This window comes from Paenibacillus sp. FSL L8-0644, from assembly GCF_038008165.1.
In the GTDB taxonomy this organism is placed as follows: domain Bacteria; phylum Bacillota; class Bacilli; order Paenibacillales; family Paenibacillaceae; genus Paenibacillus; species Paenibacillus polymyxa_D.
The window spans coordinates 4,933,757-4,953,014 of sequence record NZ_JBBOYN010000001.1; the positions used below are offsets into that span (position 1 = coordinate 4,933,757).

General features: G+C 47.6%; 15 protein-coding genes. 2 read left to right on the plus strand and 13 right to left on the minus strand.

Annotated elements, in window-relative coordinates:
- The 9 genes from NSS94_RS22375 to argC all read right to left on the minus strand — a co-directional run bounded on the left by NSS94_RS22375 (position 1) and on the right by argC (position 11,610).
- Positions 1-2,460 (minus strand): glycosyltransferase family 2 protein, encoded by a 2,460-nt coding sequence (locus tag NSS94_RS22375; RefSeq protein ID WP_318627920.1) that lies wholly within the window; start codon positions 2,458-2,460, stop codon positions 1-3.
- Positions 2,453-2,704: a hypothetical protein gene (locus NSS94_RS22380; RefSeq protein WP_341040161.1), complete on the minus strand. Its 252-nt coding sequence runs from the start codon at positions 2,702-2,704 to the stop codon at positions 2,453-2,455. Before NSS94_RS22380 ends, NSS94_RS22375 begins: the two co-directional genes overlap by 8 nt.
- A gap of 447 nt (positions 2,705-3,151) precedes the next feature.
- Entirely contained in the window at positions 3,152-4,564 is a 1,413-nt protein-coding gene (gene argH, locus NSS94_RS22385) for an argininosuccinate lyase (protein WP_069010681.1), read from the minus strand.
- A gap of 86 nt (positions 4,565-4,650) precedes the next feature.
- Positions 4,651-5,886 carry an argininosuccinate synthase gene (locus tag NSS94_RS22390; RefSeq protein ID WP_069010680.1) on the minus strand — a complete coding sequence of 412 codons (1,236 nt, stop codon included), beginning with the start codon at positions 5,884-5,886 and terminating at the stop codon, positions 4,651-4,653.
- Positions 5,887-5,949: 63 nt separating this feature from the next.
- Positions 5,950-6,906: an ornithine carbamoyltransferase gene (gene argF, locus NSS94_RS22395; protein ID WP_165146279.1), complete on the minus strand. Its 957-nt coding sequence runs from the start codon at positions 6,904-6,906 to the stop codon at positions 5,950-5,952.
- A 48-nt stretch (positions 6,907-6,954) separates the two neighbouring features.
- Complete coding sequence (locus NSS94_RS22400; RefSeq protein WP_165146262.1) at positions 6,955-8,217, minus strand: acetylornithine transaminase; 1,263 nt, start codon at positions 8,215-8,217, stop codon at positions 6,955-6,957.
- A 53-nt stretch (positions 8,218-8,270) separates the two neighbouring features.
- Complete coding sequence (gene argB, locus NSS94_RS22405; RefSeq protein ID WP_029514564.1) at positions 8,271-9,110, minus strand: acetylglutamate kinase; 840 nt, start codon at positions 9,108-9,110, stop codon at positions 8,271-8,273.
- 118 nt (positions 9,111-9,228) lie between these two features.
- Positions 9,229-10,455, minus strand: coding sequence for a bifunctional glutamate N-acetyltransferase/amino-acid acetyltransferase ArgJ (argJ, locus tag NSS94_RS22410; protein WP_069010676.1), 1,227 nt, complete (start codon positions 10,453-10,455; stop codon positions 9,229-9,231).
- Between the two features lie 105 nt (positions 10,456-10,560).
- Positions 10,561-11,610: an N-acetyl-gamma-glutamyl-phosphate reductase gene (gene argC, locus NSS94_RS22415; protein WP_341040163.1), complete on the minus strand. Its 1,050-nt coding sequence runs from the start codon at positions 11,608-11,610 to the stop codon at positions 10,561-10,563.
- A gap of 417 nt (positions 11,611-12,027) precedes the next feature.
- On the opposite strand from argC, the gene NSS94_RS22420 reads away from it, so the two are divergent.
- Complete coding sequence (locus tag NSS94_RS22420) at positions 12,028-12,942, plus strand: SMP-30/gluconolactonase/LRE family protein (protein ID WP_069010672.1); 915 nt, start codon at positions 12,028-12,030, stop codon at positions 12,940-12,942.
- A 99-nt stretch (positions 12,943-13,041) separates the two neighbouring features.
- Here the strand turns inward: NSS94_RS22420 and NSS94_RS22425 are convergent, their stop codons facing one another.
- Both NSS94_RS22425 and prfB read right to left on the minus strand, forming a co-directional pair.
- Positions 13,042-13,941, minus strand: coding sequence for a YitT family protein (locus NSS94_RS22425; protein ID WP_029514568.1), 900 nt, complete (start codon positions 13,939-13,941; stop codon positions 13,042-13,044).
- Between the two features lie 97 nt (positions 13,942-14,038).
- A protein-coding gene (gene prfB / locus NSS94_RS22430; RefSeq protein ID WP_141695457.1) for a peptide chain release factor 2 occupies positions 14,039-15,152 on the minus strand; the annotation gives its coding sequence in 2 pieces (ribosomal slippage) (positions 14,039-15,079 and positions 15,081-15,152; 1,113 coding nt in all).
- Between the two features lie 61 nt (positions 15,153-15,213).
- Between prfB and NSS94_RS22435 the strand changes: the two genes are divergently transcribed.
- Complete coding sequence (locus NSS94_RS22435) at positions 15,214-15,432, plus strand: hypothetical protein (RefSeq protein ID WP_341040164.1); 219 nt, start codon at positions 15,214-15,216, stop codon at positions 15,430-15,432.
- Positions 15,433-15,669: 237 nt separating this feature from the next.
- Here the strand turns inward: NSS94_RS22435 and secA are convergent, their stop codons facing one another.
- Both secA and hpf read right to left on the minus strand, forming a co-directional pair.
- Positions 15,670-18,120, minus strand: coding sequence for a preprotein translocase subunit SecA (secA, locus tag NSS94_RS22440; RefSeq protein ID WP_341040165.1), 2,451 nt, complete (start codon positions 18,118-18,120; stop codon positions 15,670-15,672).
- Positions 18,121-18,530: 410 nt separating this feature from the next.
- The gene (gene hpf, locus NSS94_RS22445; protein WP_341040166.1) at positions 18,531-19,085 is read right to left on the minus strand and encodes a ribosome hibernation-promoting factor, HPF/YfiA family; all 555 of its coding nucleotides are present in this window, start codon (positions 19,083-19,085) and stop codon (positions 18,531-18,533) included.
- Positions 19,086-19,258 lie beyond the last annotated feature (173 nt).

Below are 19,258 nucleotides of genomic sequence, written 5' to 3' on the forward strand. Positions count from 1 at the left end.
TCAGGAGGACTGTGCCGGGGTATCATCCAAGTCGTGCATATCGGTCAGACCATGTGTCGTCTTTTCCCAATAGAACGGCTTGGTAATGAGCTGCCAAGCTGCTTTCACCGCAGCTATACTCATTAGTACCCAATATAACGGCGAGAGTAGCCCATATTTGACCATCGCGTATGAAAATGTTCGTTCACCGCGCTCTTCCAGTTCCCCGATGACCCAATACATTCCGGCCACGTTACTGAATACGAACAGAAAGTTACCGATATAAAATTCCGCGCTGGCCAGGTAATACACATATCCCGGGAACAGCTTGGGAATAAAGGACAATTCCCAGCCAAACCATAAAATAAGCAAGCCCCAAAAAATCGGATTCAGCAACGGCAACATTGGAGTTGCCAAAATCATCACCTGAAAGCCGAAAAAACCTTTCCAGCCCACTTCGCGCACCAGCTTCACCGGATTGCGCATATGAACCAGCCACGTCTGCATATACCCCTTGATCCAGCGTGACCGCTGACGAATCCAGTTGCCCACGCGGCTGTTAGCTTCCTCCCATGTACGGGAATCGACAATAGCAGTTTTGTAGCCGCCTTTATACAGACGTATGCCCAGATCGGCATCCTCGGTTACATTATAGGGGTCCCACGCATTAATATCTTTCAATACAGATACCCGAAAATGATTGGATGTGCCACCTAAAGGAATTGGGGTATCTAACTGCATAATACCCGGCAGCAGTAGCTCGAACCACATACTGTATTCTTGAGTGAACCAGCGGGTCAGCAAATTTTGTGTACTATTAAAGTAGTTGAGCTTCGCCTGAATACACGCATAATGCTCAGGGAGTGAATCGAACGCTGCAATGACCTTTTTAAGCTGATCAGCGTCGGGACGATCCTCAGCATCGTAAATCACGACAAACTCGCCACGTGCCCGAATAAGTCCATAATTACATGCCTTCGGCTTGGTTTTCGGCAAACCGTCTGGAACGACCAGTGTCGTGTAATAGGCCGGCAGCTTCATTTCCCGAAGTAGCTCGATCGTCTCAATGTCATCCTCTTCAATCAGCAGCCGCACGTCCAGCTTGGACTTGGGATAATCCAGCTGCTCCAAATTTCGCAACAACATCGGAAGCACGCCCGCTTCCTTATACATAGGTACAAGAATGGTATAGATCGGCAGTTTCTTTTCATCCATGGCGTCAACCTCTTCCTTCGTAAAACGAAGCTGCGCCCCACGCCGGGAACCAAGATAAATAATGCCAAATTTAAATAGCGTCATCGCAAAATAAAACAGCTGAATCATCATATTGATGATCAACACCGTTTTCCAACTGTTCCAGAAGAGACCGAGCAGTGTAATCATACCCATGGCTGCGAACACCCAAAGTTGTCCCTTTGTAAAAGTCGTCCGCGCCGAATTGTGCGGTTCTTTTTCCAACAGCCCGGTCGTGCTCTCCTGCATCATTTCTTCACCGTAGATTTTACCCCAGAGCTGCTCCATCTCTTCCTTCGTAGCAAGCACCTGCTCTACCGGCATACCCAGAATTTCCTCCAGCTTCAAGCGTCGCTCTTCTGGCAGCGGATCGCTGACCGCCACAATATATCGGTTCATATATTGATGGATAACGACCACGCCATAAGCCATTGCCACTTGCTCGGGTAGTTTGTACGCCGCATCCAGCGCGAGTTCCTCACCAATACGCCCGATCCGGTTCTGTGTAGCAATCGCGCGGTACAAATCCGCAGGTTCCAGCATTTGCAATGACAGCAAGATGTCGCCCAGCAGCCCGCCGCTCTTCGCCTGGAACTCCAGTGCGCGTTCCAGTTGTTCCGGCAATATATAACCGGAACGAACCAGCATATCGCCTAGGCGCTCCTTGGACTCGTCGCCGCCAACCTGTTCCTGTAGCTGCTCGGCTGTAATGAAGCCCATTTCTACAAGAATATCGCCCAGCCTACCACCGTAGCGCTTCTGGTTGCGGATGGCATCTGTCAGCTGATCGCGGGTGATCATCCCGTTCTCCACCAGTTGATCCCCCAGACGGGCCTTGCCGTTTCGGCCGCTCCGCGTTCCTGTTGCGGCCTCTTCGCCTTCCGTACCAGGGATACTGGAAGCAGTGACCATAGCAGCTCCTGCTGCTGTCTGTTCCTGCCCAGATGCATATTGGACTTGAGCCTCCTGCGCCTGTCCATCCTGTATCCCTTCATCCAGCAATTGTTCCACAGCTGCTGCTGTATCATTGGCGTTCCGTATAGCCTGGATACGAAGTTCTGTATCCTGAAGTCGCCGTTCCAACTCTTCGATATGAAAATCAAGCTTGTACAGCACCGGAGCCTGCTCTGACCGCTGAGCCTCTAGCTGTTGTTGCAGTTGTTCGATTCGCTGACGCTCTTCTTTTATTCTTCTCTTGGTTTGGCGAATTGAAACTCCTCCAACCTGCCACCTAAGCTTGTCACCCATGAATTCCCGCCCTTTCAATCCAGCGCCGCTCTTCCGCAAGCGCATCTGCAAGCAGCTGCTTTAACTCCGCATCCCGCTGCTTTTTCCGTTCCAGCGCCGCGTGAAAAAGTTTCCGCTCCTCGCGCAGTAACTCCTCCGCTTGTATCCGTTCCTCATGCAATGAAGATATCAGTTGATCGGCTTCAGAAGCGCGATAACCGATCCAAGCGCTCTTTAACTGACGCGCCGTCCTTTTAGTTCTCATAATACCTCCCTGAATCATCCCGACTCTGCCTATTGCTACGTCACTACTTTAAAGCATATACATGCCGTTCTCCCAAAACCAGGACATACCTCTATTCTCATTCAAGCCCTTCATTTACACATTTATGAAATTCACTTGACCAAAAGAGCCCCTAGTAACTTGACATTTATTTATTGAATATAGTTCTTGTCCTATTGAATTGGTAATTCAATGAAAAACTTAGTGCTATTCTACCATAATCACCGTAGACGTAGTATACAAAAATGTAAATTCTAGAAACTTTCACACTAGTGTAGTAATAGGTATTTGGAACTATGAATTAATGCCCCAAAAAGCACAAAAGACACCGCGAACGGTGCCTTAGAATCTTTGATTGCTAATTCCTTAAAATTTGATTTTACACAGTATACCGCTACTGTGCAAGAGAATAATATCTTTCTTTACTGATTAATTTTTCGGCTTGTGCCCTTCAAACCATGTTGATGTATTCGCCAGGAGCTGTTCACTGCGCCCAATGGCTGCCTGTACCTGACCGGTAGCGGTTCCACCATATACATTCCGTGCATTCACTACCGCTTCCGGTTGAAGTACCTCATAGATACGCTCATCAAACAAATCCGAAAACTGCTGAAATTCGTCCAGTGTCAGATCAAGCAAATATTTCCCATGCTGGATGCAATACAGTACGGTTTTGCCAATGACCTCATGCGCCTGACGGAACGGAAGCCCTTTGCCGACCAAGAAGTCCGCAATATCCGTTGCATTGGAGAAGTCCTGGTTGACCGCTTGACGCATGCGATCCTTGTTCACCTTCATCGTGGCGATCATCGGTGCGAACAGTTGCAAGGCTCCTTCCAGCGTGGCAACGGTATCGAACATCCCTTCCTTGTCTTCCTGCATGTCCTTGTTGTATGCCAGCGGCAAGGATTTCAATACAGTCAACAAGCCCACGAGGTTTCCATAGACACGTCCGGTTTTACCACGTACCAACTCCGGTACGTCCGGATTTTTCTTCTGCGGCATAATGCTGCTGCCTGTACAAAAAGCATCATCCAGCTCGACAAAACCAAACTCCGTGCTGCTCCATAGCACCAATTCTTCGCTCAGACGAGACAAATGCGTCATAATCAGCGAGGCGCCAGCCAGGAACTCTACGATAAAATCCCGATCGCTGACGGCATCGAGGCTATTTTCATATACGCCATCAAATCCCAGTTGCTCGGCTACAAAATGACGGTCGATCGGAAAAGTGGTCCCGGCCAAAGCACCCGCGCCAAGCGGCAACACGTTAATCCGCTTGTAGCTGTCTTTGAGTCGGTCAATATCACGCTCCAGCATAGACACATACGCCAGCAGATGATGTGCAAATAAAATAGGCTGCGCACGCTGCAAGTGTGTGTATCCAGGTACAATCGTGTCCAGATTATCCTTTGCTTGGCCGATTAATGCAGATTGTACATCATGCAGCATACCCACCAGCGATACCACACGTCCACGCAAATACAAGTGCATATCCGTTGCTACCTGATCGTTACGGCTACGCCCAGTGTGTAGTTTACCCCCCACTGGACCAATAGCCTCGATTAGATTTTTTTCGATATTCATGTGAATATCCTCATCCGAAACGGAAAATTCAATTTCCCCACGGCGGATACGCTCCAGAACGGTGTGCAGTCCTTCCTTGATCGTGTCTGCATCCTCCTGCGGAATAATTCCACATTTTCCTAGCATGGCCACATGAGCCAAACTGCCTTGAATATCTTCTTCCGCCAACGCCTGATCAAACCCGATAGAAGCCGTATATTCCTCTACCAGCTTGTTCGTTTGCTTCGTAAACCGTCCGCCCCATAGCTTACTCATTGTATGATCCCCTCTCTGCAATACAAGCCGCCCTCGTCGTTTGGACAAGAACGGCCCGCATCCCGTACATTTTTTAGGTTACATCATTATTTATGATTTTGTGTTACACCCGCGTTAACCTTCAAACGCAGAGCATTCAAGCGGATAAAGCCTGTTGCATCGCCTTGATCGTAGGCTTGTGTCGGATCGGCTTCCATGGTCGCAATGTCCGGATTGTACAAGCTAACCGGACTTTTAACGCCTGCGCCGATAATGTTGCCTTTGTACAGCTTCACGCGCACGGTACCACTAACATTTTTCTGACTCTCATGAACCAGAGCCTGCAAAGCGACACGTTCCGGTGCGAACCAAAAACCGTTGTAAACCAAGGTAGCATAACGGGTAATCAGACTATCACGCAGATTCATAACCTCGCGATCCATCGTGATGGATTCCATTTTGCGGTGAGCTGTGAACAGGATCGTACCGCCCGGCGTCTCATAGACTCCCCGACTTTTCATACCAACAAAACGGTTTTCCACCATATCCACGCGTCCGATACCATGCTTGCCGCCGAGCTCATTCAGTTTTTCCATCACTTGCAATGGACTAAGCTGTTCTCCGTTCAAAGCGATGCAGTTACCTGCTTCAAATTCCAACTCCAAATATTCTGCTTCATCAGGAGCGTCCTCAGGCGCGTTACTGAGCAAGAACATTTCTTTATTTTCAGGAGCACTTGGATCAAACCAAGGGTCCTCCAGCACGCCGCTTTCATAGCTGATATGCAGCAGATTACGGTCCATGGAGTATGGCTTGGCTGCAGAAGCAGTTACCGGAATGTCGTGTTTTTCCGCATAGGCAATCATTTCTGCACGGCCCGGGAACTGATTGCGGAACTCTTCCAGCCGCCAAGGTGCAATCACCTTGATATCCGGCGTCAACGCCGCCGCGTTCAGCTCGAAGCGTACCTGATCGTTACCTTTGCCTGTTGCCCCGTGAGCAATGGCTGTTGCTCCCTCGGCAATCGCAATATCGACCATCCGCTTAGCGATCAATGGACGTGCAATACTCGTTCCGAGCAAATATTGTCCTTCATATAAGGCACCCGCCTGAAACATCGGATAGATAAAATCCTTGGCGAATTCATCACGCAGATCATCAATGTACACTTTGGAAGCCCCTGTAGCGAGTGCTTTTTCCTCCAAACCGTCCAGTTCTTCTTTTTGACCAATATCTGCGGTGAAAGCGATGATTTCAGCATCATAAGTTTCTTTGAGCCATTTCAGAATAACCGACGTATCCAGACCGCCGGAATATGCGAGTACGATTTTTTCTTTTGCCATTGTTAAAGTCCTCCCCGAATGCTTCTAGCCTTTATCTTCTTTACCTATCAATACCTATCAATTTTATGCCATTAAAGCAACTAACAGCGCTTTTTGCGCATGCAGACGATTTTCTGCTTCATCAAAGATGACCGAATTCGGACCATCGATTACGCCTGCGCTCACTTCTTCCCCACGATGCGCAGGGAGACAATGCAGGAATAAATAATCCGGCTTTGCCAGCTTGACCAGCTCTTCATTCACCTGAAAGTCGGCAAAAGCAAGCTCCCGCTCCTTCTGCTCTTCCTCAAACCCCATGCTCGCCCACACATCTGTGTAGATCGCATCCGCATCTTGTACTGCTTCCTGCGGACTTTGGGTTATAACGATCTCACTACCTGTCTGTTTGGCAATTTCACGGGAAGCTGCGACCACACTCGGGTCAGGCTCGTATCCAGCTGGACTTGCAATCGACACATGCACTCCAAGCTTCGCCCCCCCAATCAAGAGAGAATGAGCCATATTGTTACCGTCTCCGATGTAAGCCAATTTGAGCCCTTTTAGCTCACCCTTTTGCTCATACAAGGTTTGATAATCTGCTAGCACTTGGCACGGATGCGCCAAATCACTCAATCCATTGATCACAGGAATGGACGCATAACGTGCCAACTCTACCACATTATCGTGTCCAAAGGTACGAATCATAATGCCATCCAGATAACGTGACATGACTTGGGCCATGTCGCTAATCGGTTCGCCGCGTCCCAGTTGAATGTCATTTTTGCTGAGGAAAAGGGCATGCCCACCCAATTGATACATACCGACTTCGAAAGATACCCGTGTGCGGGTAGAGGATTTCTCGAAAATCAGTCCGAGCGTTTTCCCTTTTAGCGGCTGATAGGTTTCCCCGTTTTTATGCTTACGCTTAATTTCAACAGCGAGATCAATTAAATACTGGATTTCCTCTGGCGAGTAATCGTCCAGCTCCAGGAAGTCCCGTCCTTTCAAATTCATCTGCTGCAGTGCGCCGCCCTGGCTCATGCTATCGTCTCCTTTTACACTCTAGTCTGGGATGATTTGATCTTTACACTAAGCCACATGCTCCCGAATCAATTCAGCAATCCATGTTACAGCCTGATCTATTTCGTTTTTCGTTACATACAAGTTAGGCAACAGGCGAATCACATTCGGTCCTGCTGTAATGAACAGAATGCCCTTCTTCTGTCCTGCCAAAACAAGCTCCGCTACCGGCTCTGCACACTCAATGCCGACCATCAAACCTTTTCCACGGATATCCTTTACAAAAGGACTATCTCCAAGCTGCTTTTGCAGGCTATGGAAGAGGTAATCTCCCATCTCTGCTGCACGTTCTGGCAGCTTGTCATCAATAATCGTTTCAATAGTAGCTTGAACCGCCGCCATAGCAAGTGGCGTACCTCCAAAGGTAGAACCATGACTGCCCGCTGTGAACGCTTCACGCAAATATCCTTTGCCTAGCATCGCACCCACAGAGAAACCACTGCCCAGTCCTTTCGCCAATGTAAAGATATCTGGCTCTATACCATAATGCTCAAAGGAAAACAGCTTGCCCGTCCGTCCCATACCTGTTTGCACTTCGTCAATGATCAGCAGCAAACCATGCTCGCGGCATAGCTTGGTGATCACGTCTACGAAAGCAGGGTCTACCGGATACATGCCGCCTTCGGCCTGCACCATTTCCAGCATAATTGCCGCCGTATGCTCACTGATGGCTGCTTCAAGCGCCGTCTGATCATGAAGCGGAACGCTTTTGAATCCGGCGGGAAGCGGTAAAAAGCCTTCTTTCACTTTGTCCTGACCCGTAGCGGTCAAGGTTGCCAGCGTCCGTCCGTGAAAGGATTGCGTGAACGTAATGATTTCGTAGCGACCGGTCTGCTTTACCTTCTGGTGGTAACGACGCGCCAGCTTAATTGCAGCTTCGTTCGCTTCGGCCCCGCTGTTGCAGAAGAACACGGCATCTGCGCTGCTATGGGCTGTCAGCAAGGCAGCTGCCCGTTCCTGCCCCGGTATATGAAACAGATTGGATACATGCCACAATTCATCGATCTGTTTTTTCAATCGTTCAGCTACTGCTTGAGGCGCATGGCCCAAATTAGTAACGGCGATGCCTGACATGAAATCCAGATAACGCTTGCCCTGATCGTCCCACAGCCAGCTTCCTTGCCCTTTCACCAGTGTAAGCGGGTATCTTGCGTAGTTTGGAAAAAGAGAGCTATTTGTCTGCGCTTTTGCTGACACCTTTTCCGTTTGCACTTCGCTTCCATCCGTACTTGGCATTTCCTCGCTCACCAGCGTATTCGGTTCCTTACTCATTATGTTCACGCTCCTTTATCGTTTGGTTATATAGGTCGAGCTATATATTACAATTACTGCATACGCACAATGCGTGTTCCAATCGATTCTCCGCCTAGCACACGACTTAGTACCTGCGGTTCGCTACCGTTCACAATGACGACTTCCTTCACTTTGCCGTGGATACAGGCAATAGCCGCTCTCACTTTCGGGATCATACCCCCATATATTTCACCTGTGCTGATCATATCCTCAATTTCCTGTACGGTGATAGAGTCCAGCACTTTCTTTTCTCCGCCATACTTCTTCAATATGCCTGGTACATCTGTAACGACGATCATCCGACTGACCCCCAGATGAGAGGCTACCGCACCCGCCGCCGTATCCGCATTAATGTTGTAACGCTGACCAGATCGATCAATCCCGATGGGGGCAATAACAGGCATATAGTCCATATCCAGGACACCTGTAATAATCGAGGCTTGAACAGATGTTACCTCTCCGACCCAACCGACCTCAGCAGCATTCGACACAGGCTTGGCTTCGATTAAATAACCATCACTACCTGACAACCCCAACGCTCGGCCCCCATGCAGTCCTATTCTACGTACAATCTGCTTGTTAATGCTACCCGCCAGTACCATCTCCACGACATCCAGCACGGGTTCGGTCGTTTTGCGTAATCCATGAATGAACTCTGTTTCGATCCCCAGCTTCGCCAAGTTGTCGGAGATCGCAGGGCCACCGCCATGTACAATGACAGGTTGAAGACCTTCCGACTGCAAACGCGCCAAATCTTCAAAAAAGGAATCAGGTAACGCAGCCAGCGTACTTCCTCCGCATTTCATCACAAAATTACGACGTGCCACTCCCGCATGATTCGCTTGATCCGCGTGTTCCACTGCCGATTGCATATCATCTCTCCTTTTCTTCTCCGCATATCCGTGCAATTTTTAAATGATGCTGGACTTATATCCGCTCTTTGCTTCTATTAACTACTATCCTTATTCAATCCGTATTTTATTCGGGTATCTATGTCCGATAAGCTGCGTTAATCCGCACATAATCATAGGTTAGGTCACAGCCCCATGCTGTAGCGGTTCCGTCTCCGTGATGCAAATCAACAATAATTTGCACCGTATCTCCCCGCAAATAGGCTAGCGCCTCTTCTTCATCAAAAGCGACCGGACTTGATTGGCTTAGCACAACAATATCACCCAAGCGAATATCTACCGTTTCTGGATTAACTGGCTCTCCAGCACGCCCTACGGCCGCAATAATCCGTCCCCAATTCGCATCTGCTCCGAAGACGGCTGACTTGACCAGACTAGACCCAACCACCGTCTTGGCTATCGCTTGAGCGGACGCATCGCTTACCGCTCCGCTTACAGACACCTCTACTAGCTTCGTAGCACCCTCTCCATCGCGAGCAATTGCCTTCGCCAGTTCTCGGCAGATATAGGTGAACGCCTCGGCAAAAGCGTCCCAATCGGGATGCCCTACGTGCAGTTCACGGTTGCCAGCCAGCCCACTTGCCATAGCAATCAGCATATCGTTCGTGCTCGTATCCCCATCCACCGTAATCATATTAAAGCTGGTATCCGTTGCCTGCTTTAATAGTTGATGAAGCGCCGTCTGTCCGATTACTGCATCACAGGTCATAAAAGCGAGCATCGTTGCCATATTCGGATGTATCATGCCCGATCCCTTGGCCGCCCCGGCGATGTGCACGGTCACACCGTCCACTTCAACCGCCACACATGCTTCCTTTTTAACCAAGTCCGTTGTCAGAATGGCTTGGGTAAATTGCTCTGCTCCATCGTTTGCCCCGTTCATACGGTCAGGTAAGGAGGATATACCTTCAAGCACACAATCCATTTTCAAATGCTCGCCGATCACGCCTGTCGAGGCGACGGCTACATTGCTCTCAGCAACACCCAGTTCATGAGCCGCAGCCGAACGCATAGCGTAAGCATCCTGCTCTCCTTGTTGTCCCGTGCAGGCATTGGCGTTTCCGCTGTTCACCACTACTGCCTGCAATCGACCATCTGCCAAGCTCTCGCGGGTCACCTTCAGCGGTGCAGCCTGAAACACATTGGTGGTGTACACCGCAGCAGCTGTCGCTTCTACCTCACAACGAATCGCGCCCATATCGTTGCGGTTCGAATTTTTTAGCCCGCAGTGTAATCCTCCGGCTGTAAAACCACGCGGAGTTACGATGTTACCCCCGTTTACTACTGTAAACTCTACTTTGCCCATAATTATGTGCCCTCGTTCGCAACATATTCGATGAATGACAGCTGTTTGTATTCCAAATTCCCGCTCGCTGCCGTTATCCGTATCCATGTTGCAGTTACTTGCTACTTACGGATATACCGGTATGAAGCCTAGCCCGAGGTTCTCCTCCCATCCCATCATCAAATTTAAATTCTGAATCGCCTGCCCAGCGGCACCCTTCACAACATTATCAATGACAGAAATAATCGTAAGACGCCCGGTTCGGGCATCTGCTGCAAAACCAATGTCACAGTAATTCGAACCCATTACTTCCTTCGTTGCTGGCCATATACCTTCGCCACGTACACGGACAAAAGGATGGCCTTTATAATAATCCCGGTATAACCCGATAAGATCTTGATCTGTATGCTCACCCTTCAGCGTGACATAAATCGTACTCATAATTCCTCGGGTCATAGGAACAAGTTGTGTTGTAAACGTAATCGTAACGTCCTCGCCCACAATATCACCCAGTACCTGTTCGATCTCAGGGATGTGCTGGTGCTTATTCACCTTATAAGCCTTAAAATTCTCGTTCATTTCCGCATAGTGCGAAACGAGGCTTGTTCCCCTACCCGAGCCGGATACACCGGATTTGGCATCCACAATCAGCGACCGATGGTCGATCCAATCCGCTTTCAGCACAGGAATAATCCCCAGTAATGTTGCAGTCGGATAGCAGCCTGGATTTGAAATAAAAGAAACGCCCGCCAGCTTTTCTGCATACACCTCACTGAGTCCGTATACCGCTTGCTTGAGATATTCGGGGGAAGCCGCAGGCTTTTTATACCAAGCTTCATACATTTCCCCGCTTCGGAGCCTAAAGTCCCCGGAAAGATCAATGACCTTCAGTCCGACATCAAGAAGCTGCGGCACTAACTTGGTACTAACGCCCGATGGCGTAGCAGTGAAAACCAGATCGGCCTTAGCAGCAATTTCGTGGACTTCGACACCGTCCAAATCCTGCACCACAATGTCCGTCAGATGTGGAAATCCGTCACTGATTGGGACACCCGCGCTGGACGAAGAAATAACAGATACAATCTCTACTTGCGGATGATGAACCAAAAAACGAATCAGCTCCACCCCGCCATACCCGGTGGAACCGACAATTGCCACTTTTAACTTGCTGCTCACAGACCTTCCTCCATTCCGTTCGTATGAAATATGTATTATTATACGACTCTATTTATATAAATACAACACCTCATGTCATGTTATTCCCCCTAATTTAAAATATGCGCTCTTGTCTATTCTTTTGACGGACAAGCTGTACGAGCTATAATAAAGGGAATAAAAAATAGACAGCGAACTTTTTGAATAAAGCTTGCCATTTTGCATAAAGAATAAGGGGGATATTCCCTTTACATGATCTCACTTATTGGAGTTCATCTCGATTGGTCATTTGCTGCACTTTATGGACTTGTTGAACATGAAGGGAGTACATGTAGCACTACATACAAGAGGAAATCACATGGGCTGCATCTAGTGAATCTGCTCAGAGGAACCGCTGAAGCGAATAATTGGGGTCGAAAATAAACCTATACGTTAGGGGTGTTACAGATCGAAACATATACAGCGAATATCGTTATAGATGCAAAAGCAAAGTTAGGCGAGGGTCCCAGCTGGGATCAGCGGTTTCAACGTTTATTTTGGGTCGATATTAAAGGCTTTCAATTGCATATCTACGATCCTTTTACATGCACAGATCGTACAATAAATGTTGGTGAACATATTGGTGCAGTTGTACCTTATCTCAAAAATAAAGTGATCGTAGCGCTGATTAGCGGTCTATATTGTTTAGATATTGAGACAGGGGCCAAAGTATTAATTCATGATCCTGAGGAAGGTAGACTAGGTAATCGTTTTAATGATGGAAAATGCGATCCTGCCGGACGTTTTTTAGCAGGAACCATGAGTCTAAATGGCGAACATGCGCAAGGAGCATTGTATAGTCTGAGCACAAAAGGCAAGGTCTCCTTACTGGTTGATAAAGCTTCCATATCTAATGGATTAGCCTGGAGCGCAGATCATCGTACAATGTATTACATTGATACTCCAACATTGGAGGTCGTCTCCTTTGATTACGATGTGGCACAAGGCACTATTAGGAATAAGCAACTGGTGGCTAGATTGGATGAAAGTGAAGGGTATCCAGATGGCATGACAATCGATGCAGAGGGCATGTTGTGGGTCGCGAGATGGGGTGGTAAACGTGTCTCCCGTATCCATCCTGCTCATGGAGAAGTAATTGCTGAGGTATCACTTCCCGTCAATTGTGTGACTTCGTGCGCTTTTGGCGGTGAACAGCTGGATGAGTTATATATTACGACTGCTCAAGATGATGATAGTGCCGATCAACCCTTAGCAGGCGGCCTATTTATGGTCAAGACAGGGGTAAAAGGAACGCCTACCTCGTATTTTAATCAAGGACAAACGGCAAATTGGCTTGAACGATTGGTAAAATGAATCTAGTAAAGCATGCTGAAGAGAGAAGAGCCTACTATATTAGTGGGCTCTCCTGCATGGATTCAGTTAAGAGCATGCCTCCAGAAGGCCCTCTTTGTTTCAGCTTTCCTTCTTAAACCCTTCACCCAATACCTCACGAGTATTACTTATTATCACAAAAGCTTCCGGGTCTACCAAGCGGACGAGCGTTTTAAGGCGAGTTACCTCGTTTTGTCCGACTACAACCATAAGCACAGGACGTTCTTCGTTCGTGTAACCGCCCCGTCCTGCCAGCTCTGTCAATCCTCGGTCCAAATCCTGCAAAATAGCCTGCGTGATCGTTTCTTTCTGATTGGATATGATGTAAGCCACTTTGGAGTAGCCCAATCCCATTTCCACGGCATCAATGACCTTACCCGTTACAAACAAGCCGATCAACGCATACAGCGCCCGTTCCGGCGAGAGGGCGAAACCAGCCAGTGTAATCACCGTGCCATCCATCAACATAACACAGAGAGAAAGACTAAAACCCGTATATTTTTGAATAATCTGCGCCAAAATAGCCAATCCACCCGTCGAGCCCCTGCCCCGAAACACGGTACCTAAACCCAATCCTACTCCGATTCCACCATATAGCGAAGCCAGCAACGGATTGGTTGTCGGAACTGCCCAATCCTTCGTAACATAAACGAATAGCGGCAGCATAATACTTCCCAGCAGAGAACGCAAACCGTATTTTTTCCCTAACAGCAGGACCCCTGCTATAAATAATGGAATATTCATTCCCCACTGCGTATAGGCTGGTTCCAGGCCAAACAGCTCCTCGCCCAAGATAGACAAGCCCGATACCCCCCCGGATGCAATCCGGTTTGGGAGCAAGAACATGTTAAAGGTCAGCGCTGTAATGAAAGAGCCGAGTATAATCAGCAAAATATCGGTCACGTTGCGTGCGGGTCCGCTGGCGGCAATCAGAGGCTTGCGTCGTCTTCGGCGAGCAGCGGGAGGATTCAATTGAGGCATCATTCGTGTTCTCCTTTAATTAAAAAATACCGTTACACAAAAATTCCTACAGTCTGCAGGCACATGGTCTGCGGACTGTAGGAAAACGTACAGGCTATTATTCTGCGTCCAGCTTAATTTGGCTGCGCAGGTAACCATCGATGAAGGGATCGAGATCGCCATCCATGACAGCCCCTACGTTGCCAGTTTCCACGCTAGTACGGTGATCCTTAACCATGCTGTATGGATGGAACACGTAGGAGCGAATTTGGCTGCCCCATGCAATATCGGACTGTTCTCCGCGGATTTCATCCAAATGCTGACGCTGCTCTTCGATCTTACGCTCGTAGAGCTTGGAACGGAGCATCGTCATGGCACGCTCTCGGTTCTTGATCTGGGAGCGTTCATTTTGACAGGTCACGACAATACCGGAAGGTAAATGCGTAATCCGAACGGCTGAATCGGTCGTATTAATATGCTGACCGCCCGCACCACTGGCCCGGTACGTATCAATTTTAAGATCTTCCGTGCGGATCTCAACGTCCACATCATCCGCAATTTCAGGCACCACATCACAGGATACGAACGATGTATGCCGACGGCCGGAGGAATCAAATGGAGAGATACGAACAAGCCGATGCACGCCTTTCTCCGCTTTCAAATAGCCATAGGCATTGTAACCTTTGATCAAAAGGGTTACGCTCTTAATCCCTGCTTCATCACCCGCTAGATAATCCAGGGTCTCTACCTTAAAGCCCCGTTTTTCAGCCCAGCGCGTATACATCCGTAGCAACATTTGCCCCCAGTCTTGGGACTCCGTTCCGCCTGCCCCCGGATGCAACTCCAGAATGGCATTAAGTTTGTCATACGGCTGATTCAAAAGCAATTGCAATTCAAACTCCTGAAGCTTGCTCAGCAGAGAACTGACACTATTCTCAATCTCTCCAGCCAGTGTTTCATCGCCTTCCTCATCAGCCAGCTCAGCCATCATGCCAGCGTCTTCGTATTCCTGACGAAGCTGTTCATAGCTGTCTACTGAAGACTTAACAGCGTTCATTTCTGCTATTACACCTTGGGCCTTGTCATTATCATCCCAAAAGTCAGGTGCAGCCATCTTTACTTCAAAGTTTGCGATCATTTCCTGTTTGAGATCTAAGTCAAAGAGACCCCCTAAGGTTTGTTAGTTTCTTGCCTATTTCTCGCAAATCATGCTTTACACTTGGATCAATCATGATGTCATTCTCCTTTTAATATATGGTTAGGGGAAGTAAAAGCGTTGTGAGTTAGGGCTGGGTGAAGAGACGCTGCGCGAATGATTTGATCTTACGATCGCTGTTGCAGCGAGATGCCCTTGATTGGATTAACACATTCAAAGTGGGCATCTCACTGCAAAGGCGAACGCTGACGCTTCTCCAGATTCAAATCCTCCGCTTCGCTACCGACCGCCGTAAAGTCAAACGACTTTTAAATAATCGGCTCTGGTATGTGAAGCCGAGTCAAGAGCTGAATTAACTGACAAACAAGCTAAGACCCGCTTGCTTGTCATAATTGTTTTCAAAAAATTTAAGAGCAATTAACCATCCATCGATATCAAACCGATCCTCCGACAAAAACGCTATAAGCTGAAAACATCAGTACATCCCCCGTATGGCACAAAATGGCCGACGGTCAGTGGTTGAACTGCCGCCTGCCATTATATGCACTGCAGGGAATAGTGTATCTCAAGATCTCTCCCTTAATTTCAATCCGTTATTTTCTACGCGGACGCGAAGGAGCGGATTTCTTTTTAGGAGACGCAGGTTCACCACTCGTCGAGATTTTGTCTTCGTCGATGACAGCCTGACGCTCTTGATTGGATTCAATTTGCGCCTTCATGATGTATGTCGCTACTTCCTCTTGGATGCTAGCAATCATAGCATGGAACATTTCGAAGCCTTCAAATTGATATTCGCGCAGCGGATCGGTACCGCCGTAAGCACGCAAGTGAATACCTTGACGCAATTGATCCATAGCATCAATATGGTCCATCCATTTGCTATCGACTGCACGCAGTACGATAACTTTCTCGAACTCGCGTACCATATCTTCGCCAATCATTTCTTCACGGCTGTGGTATCTGTTGGTAACTTTTTCGAAGATCATATCCACGATCTCCTCTTTTTCCTTGCCCCACAGGTCGTCACGTGTAAGTGTATTTTCCTCAAGCAGGTTGTTATTCACATACTCTGCTACTTCTTCAAGCTCCCAGTTTTCAGGAATGTCATCACCGCAATGAGCTTCCACCACACGCTCAATGACAGGCTTGATCATGTCAAACACAATCTCCTTGATGTTCTCTGATTCCAGCACCTCACGGCGTTGTTTGTAAATAATAGCACGCTGCTGGTTCATTACATCATCATACTGGAGAACAACTTTACGCTGATCAAAGTTGTTGCCTTCGACGCGTTTTTGAGCTGATTCGATAGCACGTGTAATCATACGGCTCTCGATAGGTTGGTCTTCCTCGAAGCCCAAACGCTCCATCATATTCAGTACGTTGTCCGCACCAAAACGCTTCATTAACTCATCGCCCAGCGATAAGTAAAACTGTGTGGAGCCCGGATCACCCTGACGTCCTGCACGTCCGCGAAGCTGATTATCAATACGACGGGATTCATGACGTTCTGTACCGATGATGTGCAAACCACCAAGTTCTGATACGCCTTCACCCAGTACGATGTCAGTACCACGTCCGGCCATGTTGGTAGCGATGGTAACTGCGCCTGCTTCACCTGCACGGGAAATAATCTCAGCTTCCTCAGCATGATACTTGGCGTTAAGCACTTTGTGACGAACGCCTTTGCGTTTCAGCATTTCAGAAAGAAGCTCCGAGTTTTCAATAGAAACCGTACCTACTAATATCGGCTGGTTCTTTTTGTTACGCTCCAGGATTTCATCTACCACAGCATGGAATTTGCCTTTCACGCTCTTGTACACTATGTCAGGCATATCTACACGCTGGTTAGGCTTATTCGTCGGAATTTGGAGCACTTCCAGACCATATATTTTTTTGAATTCTTCTTCTTCTGTTTTAGCTGTACCCGTCATACCCGCCAATTTGCGGTACATACGGAAATAGTTTTGGAATGTAATTGTCGCCAATGTCATGCTTTCATTTTGTACAATGATGTTTTCCTTTGCTTCAATAGCTTGGTGCAAACCATCACTGTAACGACGTCCAGCCATCAAACGACCTGTAAACTCATCGACAATTAGGACTTCACCGTCAGCCACGACATAGTCCACATCCAAACGCATAATAGCATTAGCTTTCAATGCCTGTACAATGTGGTGATTGATTGTAACACTTTCCTGATCGTACAAGTTTTCAAGACCAAAGAAATTTTCAGCTTTGGATACGCCGTTTTCGGTCAAAGCAACCGACTTCACCTTAATATCCAGCGTGTAATCTTCTTCAACATTCAGGCTCTTCACAAAACGGTCAGCCGCAAAATACAGCTCGGTCGATTTCTGAGCTTGTCCTGAAATAATCAATGGTGTACGAGCTTCATCGACGAGAATGGAATCCACTTCATCAATGATACAGAAGTACAACGGACGTTGTACCATCTGCTCTTTGTAAAGCACCATATTATCACGCAGATAATCGAATCCGAACTCGTTGTTTGTACCGTATGTGATGTCACAAGCATATGCTGCCTGCTTGGCGGCATGATCCATGTTGGCCAAATTAAGCCCTACGGACATTCCTAGGAAGTTATAAATTTGTCCCATTTCTCCGCTGTCACGTTGCGCCAAATAGTCATTGACCGTAACCACGTGCACGCCTTTGCCCAACAGAGCATTCAAATAAACCGGCAGTGTTCCTACCAGTGTTTTACCTTCACCGGTTTTCATTTCGGCAATTTTACCTTCATGCAGCGCAATACCGCCGAGCATCTGTACGTCATAATGACGTTTACCCAGCACCCGTTTGGACGCTTCGCGAACAGTAGCAAAAGCTTCTGGCAAAATTTCTTCAGCCGTAGTCCCTTGTTCGACCCGAGCTTTAAATTCCACCGTCTTCGCTTGCAACTCCTCATCCGAGAGCTTTTCGAAATCCGGCTCTATCTTATTGATCAGTTCAACCGTCTTCATTAAACGCTTGACATCACGTTCATTGGTATCTCCGAAGATTTTCTTAACAATTCCTAGCATGGTTTACCCCTTTCGCGCAAAACAATTAATAGAATCAATTTCACAATAAGAAAGGGTCCATGATGAAATTGATTCCCGATATGTTTGACAGGCCCGGCTGTACCAGCCCATCGTGCGATGTTCTTTGCATAAATTGTAACAGTTTGTAGGACATGCCGCAACACAAGCAGCCTCCAGATTTGCATCCGGTTAAAGATACCAAAACAATTGACGCACGAAATACACAACTTGATTACACTTATCCAAGTTTAAATTTCCTTACTTTCACAAAAAAACATATAAAAGAGCCTTATCCCGCCAGGTTCGCAAGGATAAGGCTCGTGTTGTTTTCATTTTCCTAATATCCATGAAGCATGCTTCAATCGAAATCGTTCTATTCATTTTAATGTGAAAAGTTCCTACTTCACAGGCTATTGCCGTTCGATCAGACCGTATTTACCATCATTGCGCTTGTAAACTACGTTAACTTCTTCGTTGTCAATATTGGAAAACACAAAGAAATTATGTCCAACCATGTTCATTTGAAGAATAGCTTCTTCCACATCCATAGGTTTCAATAAGAAACGCTTGGTGCGGACAACTTCCAGCTCATCCAGTTCTGCATCTTCAGCAACAGCCACGCCACCTGCCGGATCTTCCACAAAAAGGGTTTTCAAACTGCCTTCTTGACGGAATTTTCGGTTTAGCTTGGTTTTGTGCTTGCGAATTTGCCGTTCAAGCTTGTCTACCACGGCATCAATGGATGCATACATGTCATCGCTCTCGTCTTCGGCACGGAGTACAAGCCCCGGCAAAGGAATGGTTACTTCTACAGTGTGCAAATCTCTGGTTGTGCTTAACGTTACACTTCCATCAGACGTCGGGGGTGCATCGAAATACTTTTCAAGTCTGCTGAATTTCTTATCAGCGTAGTCCTTCAAAGCGTCGGTAACCTCGATCTGTTGACCTCGTACTGTTAAGTTCATAGGGCACGCCTCCTTTGCTCCTTCAGTATAGCACATATGTTAACGCCAAGTAAAAAAAGAGGCCGAATTTCGAAGCTATTTTACAAAATTCCTCTTTTTTCGCTAAAACGCTTCCCATAACGTCATTCTTTGAAAACAGGTATGTTTAAAATCGACTTGCATACATATGTGAA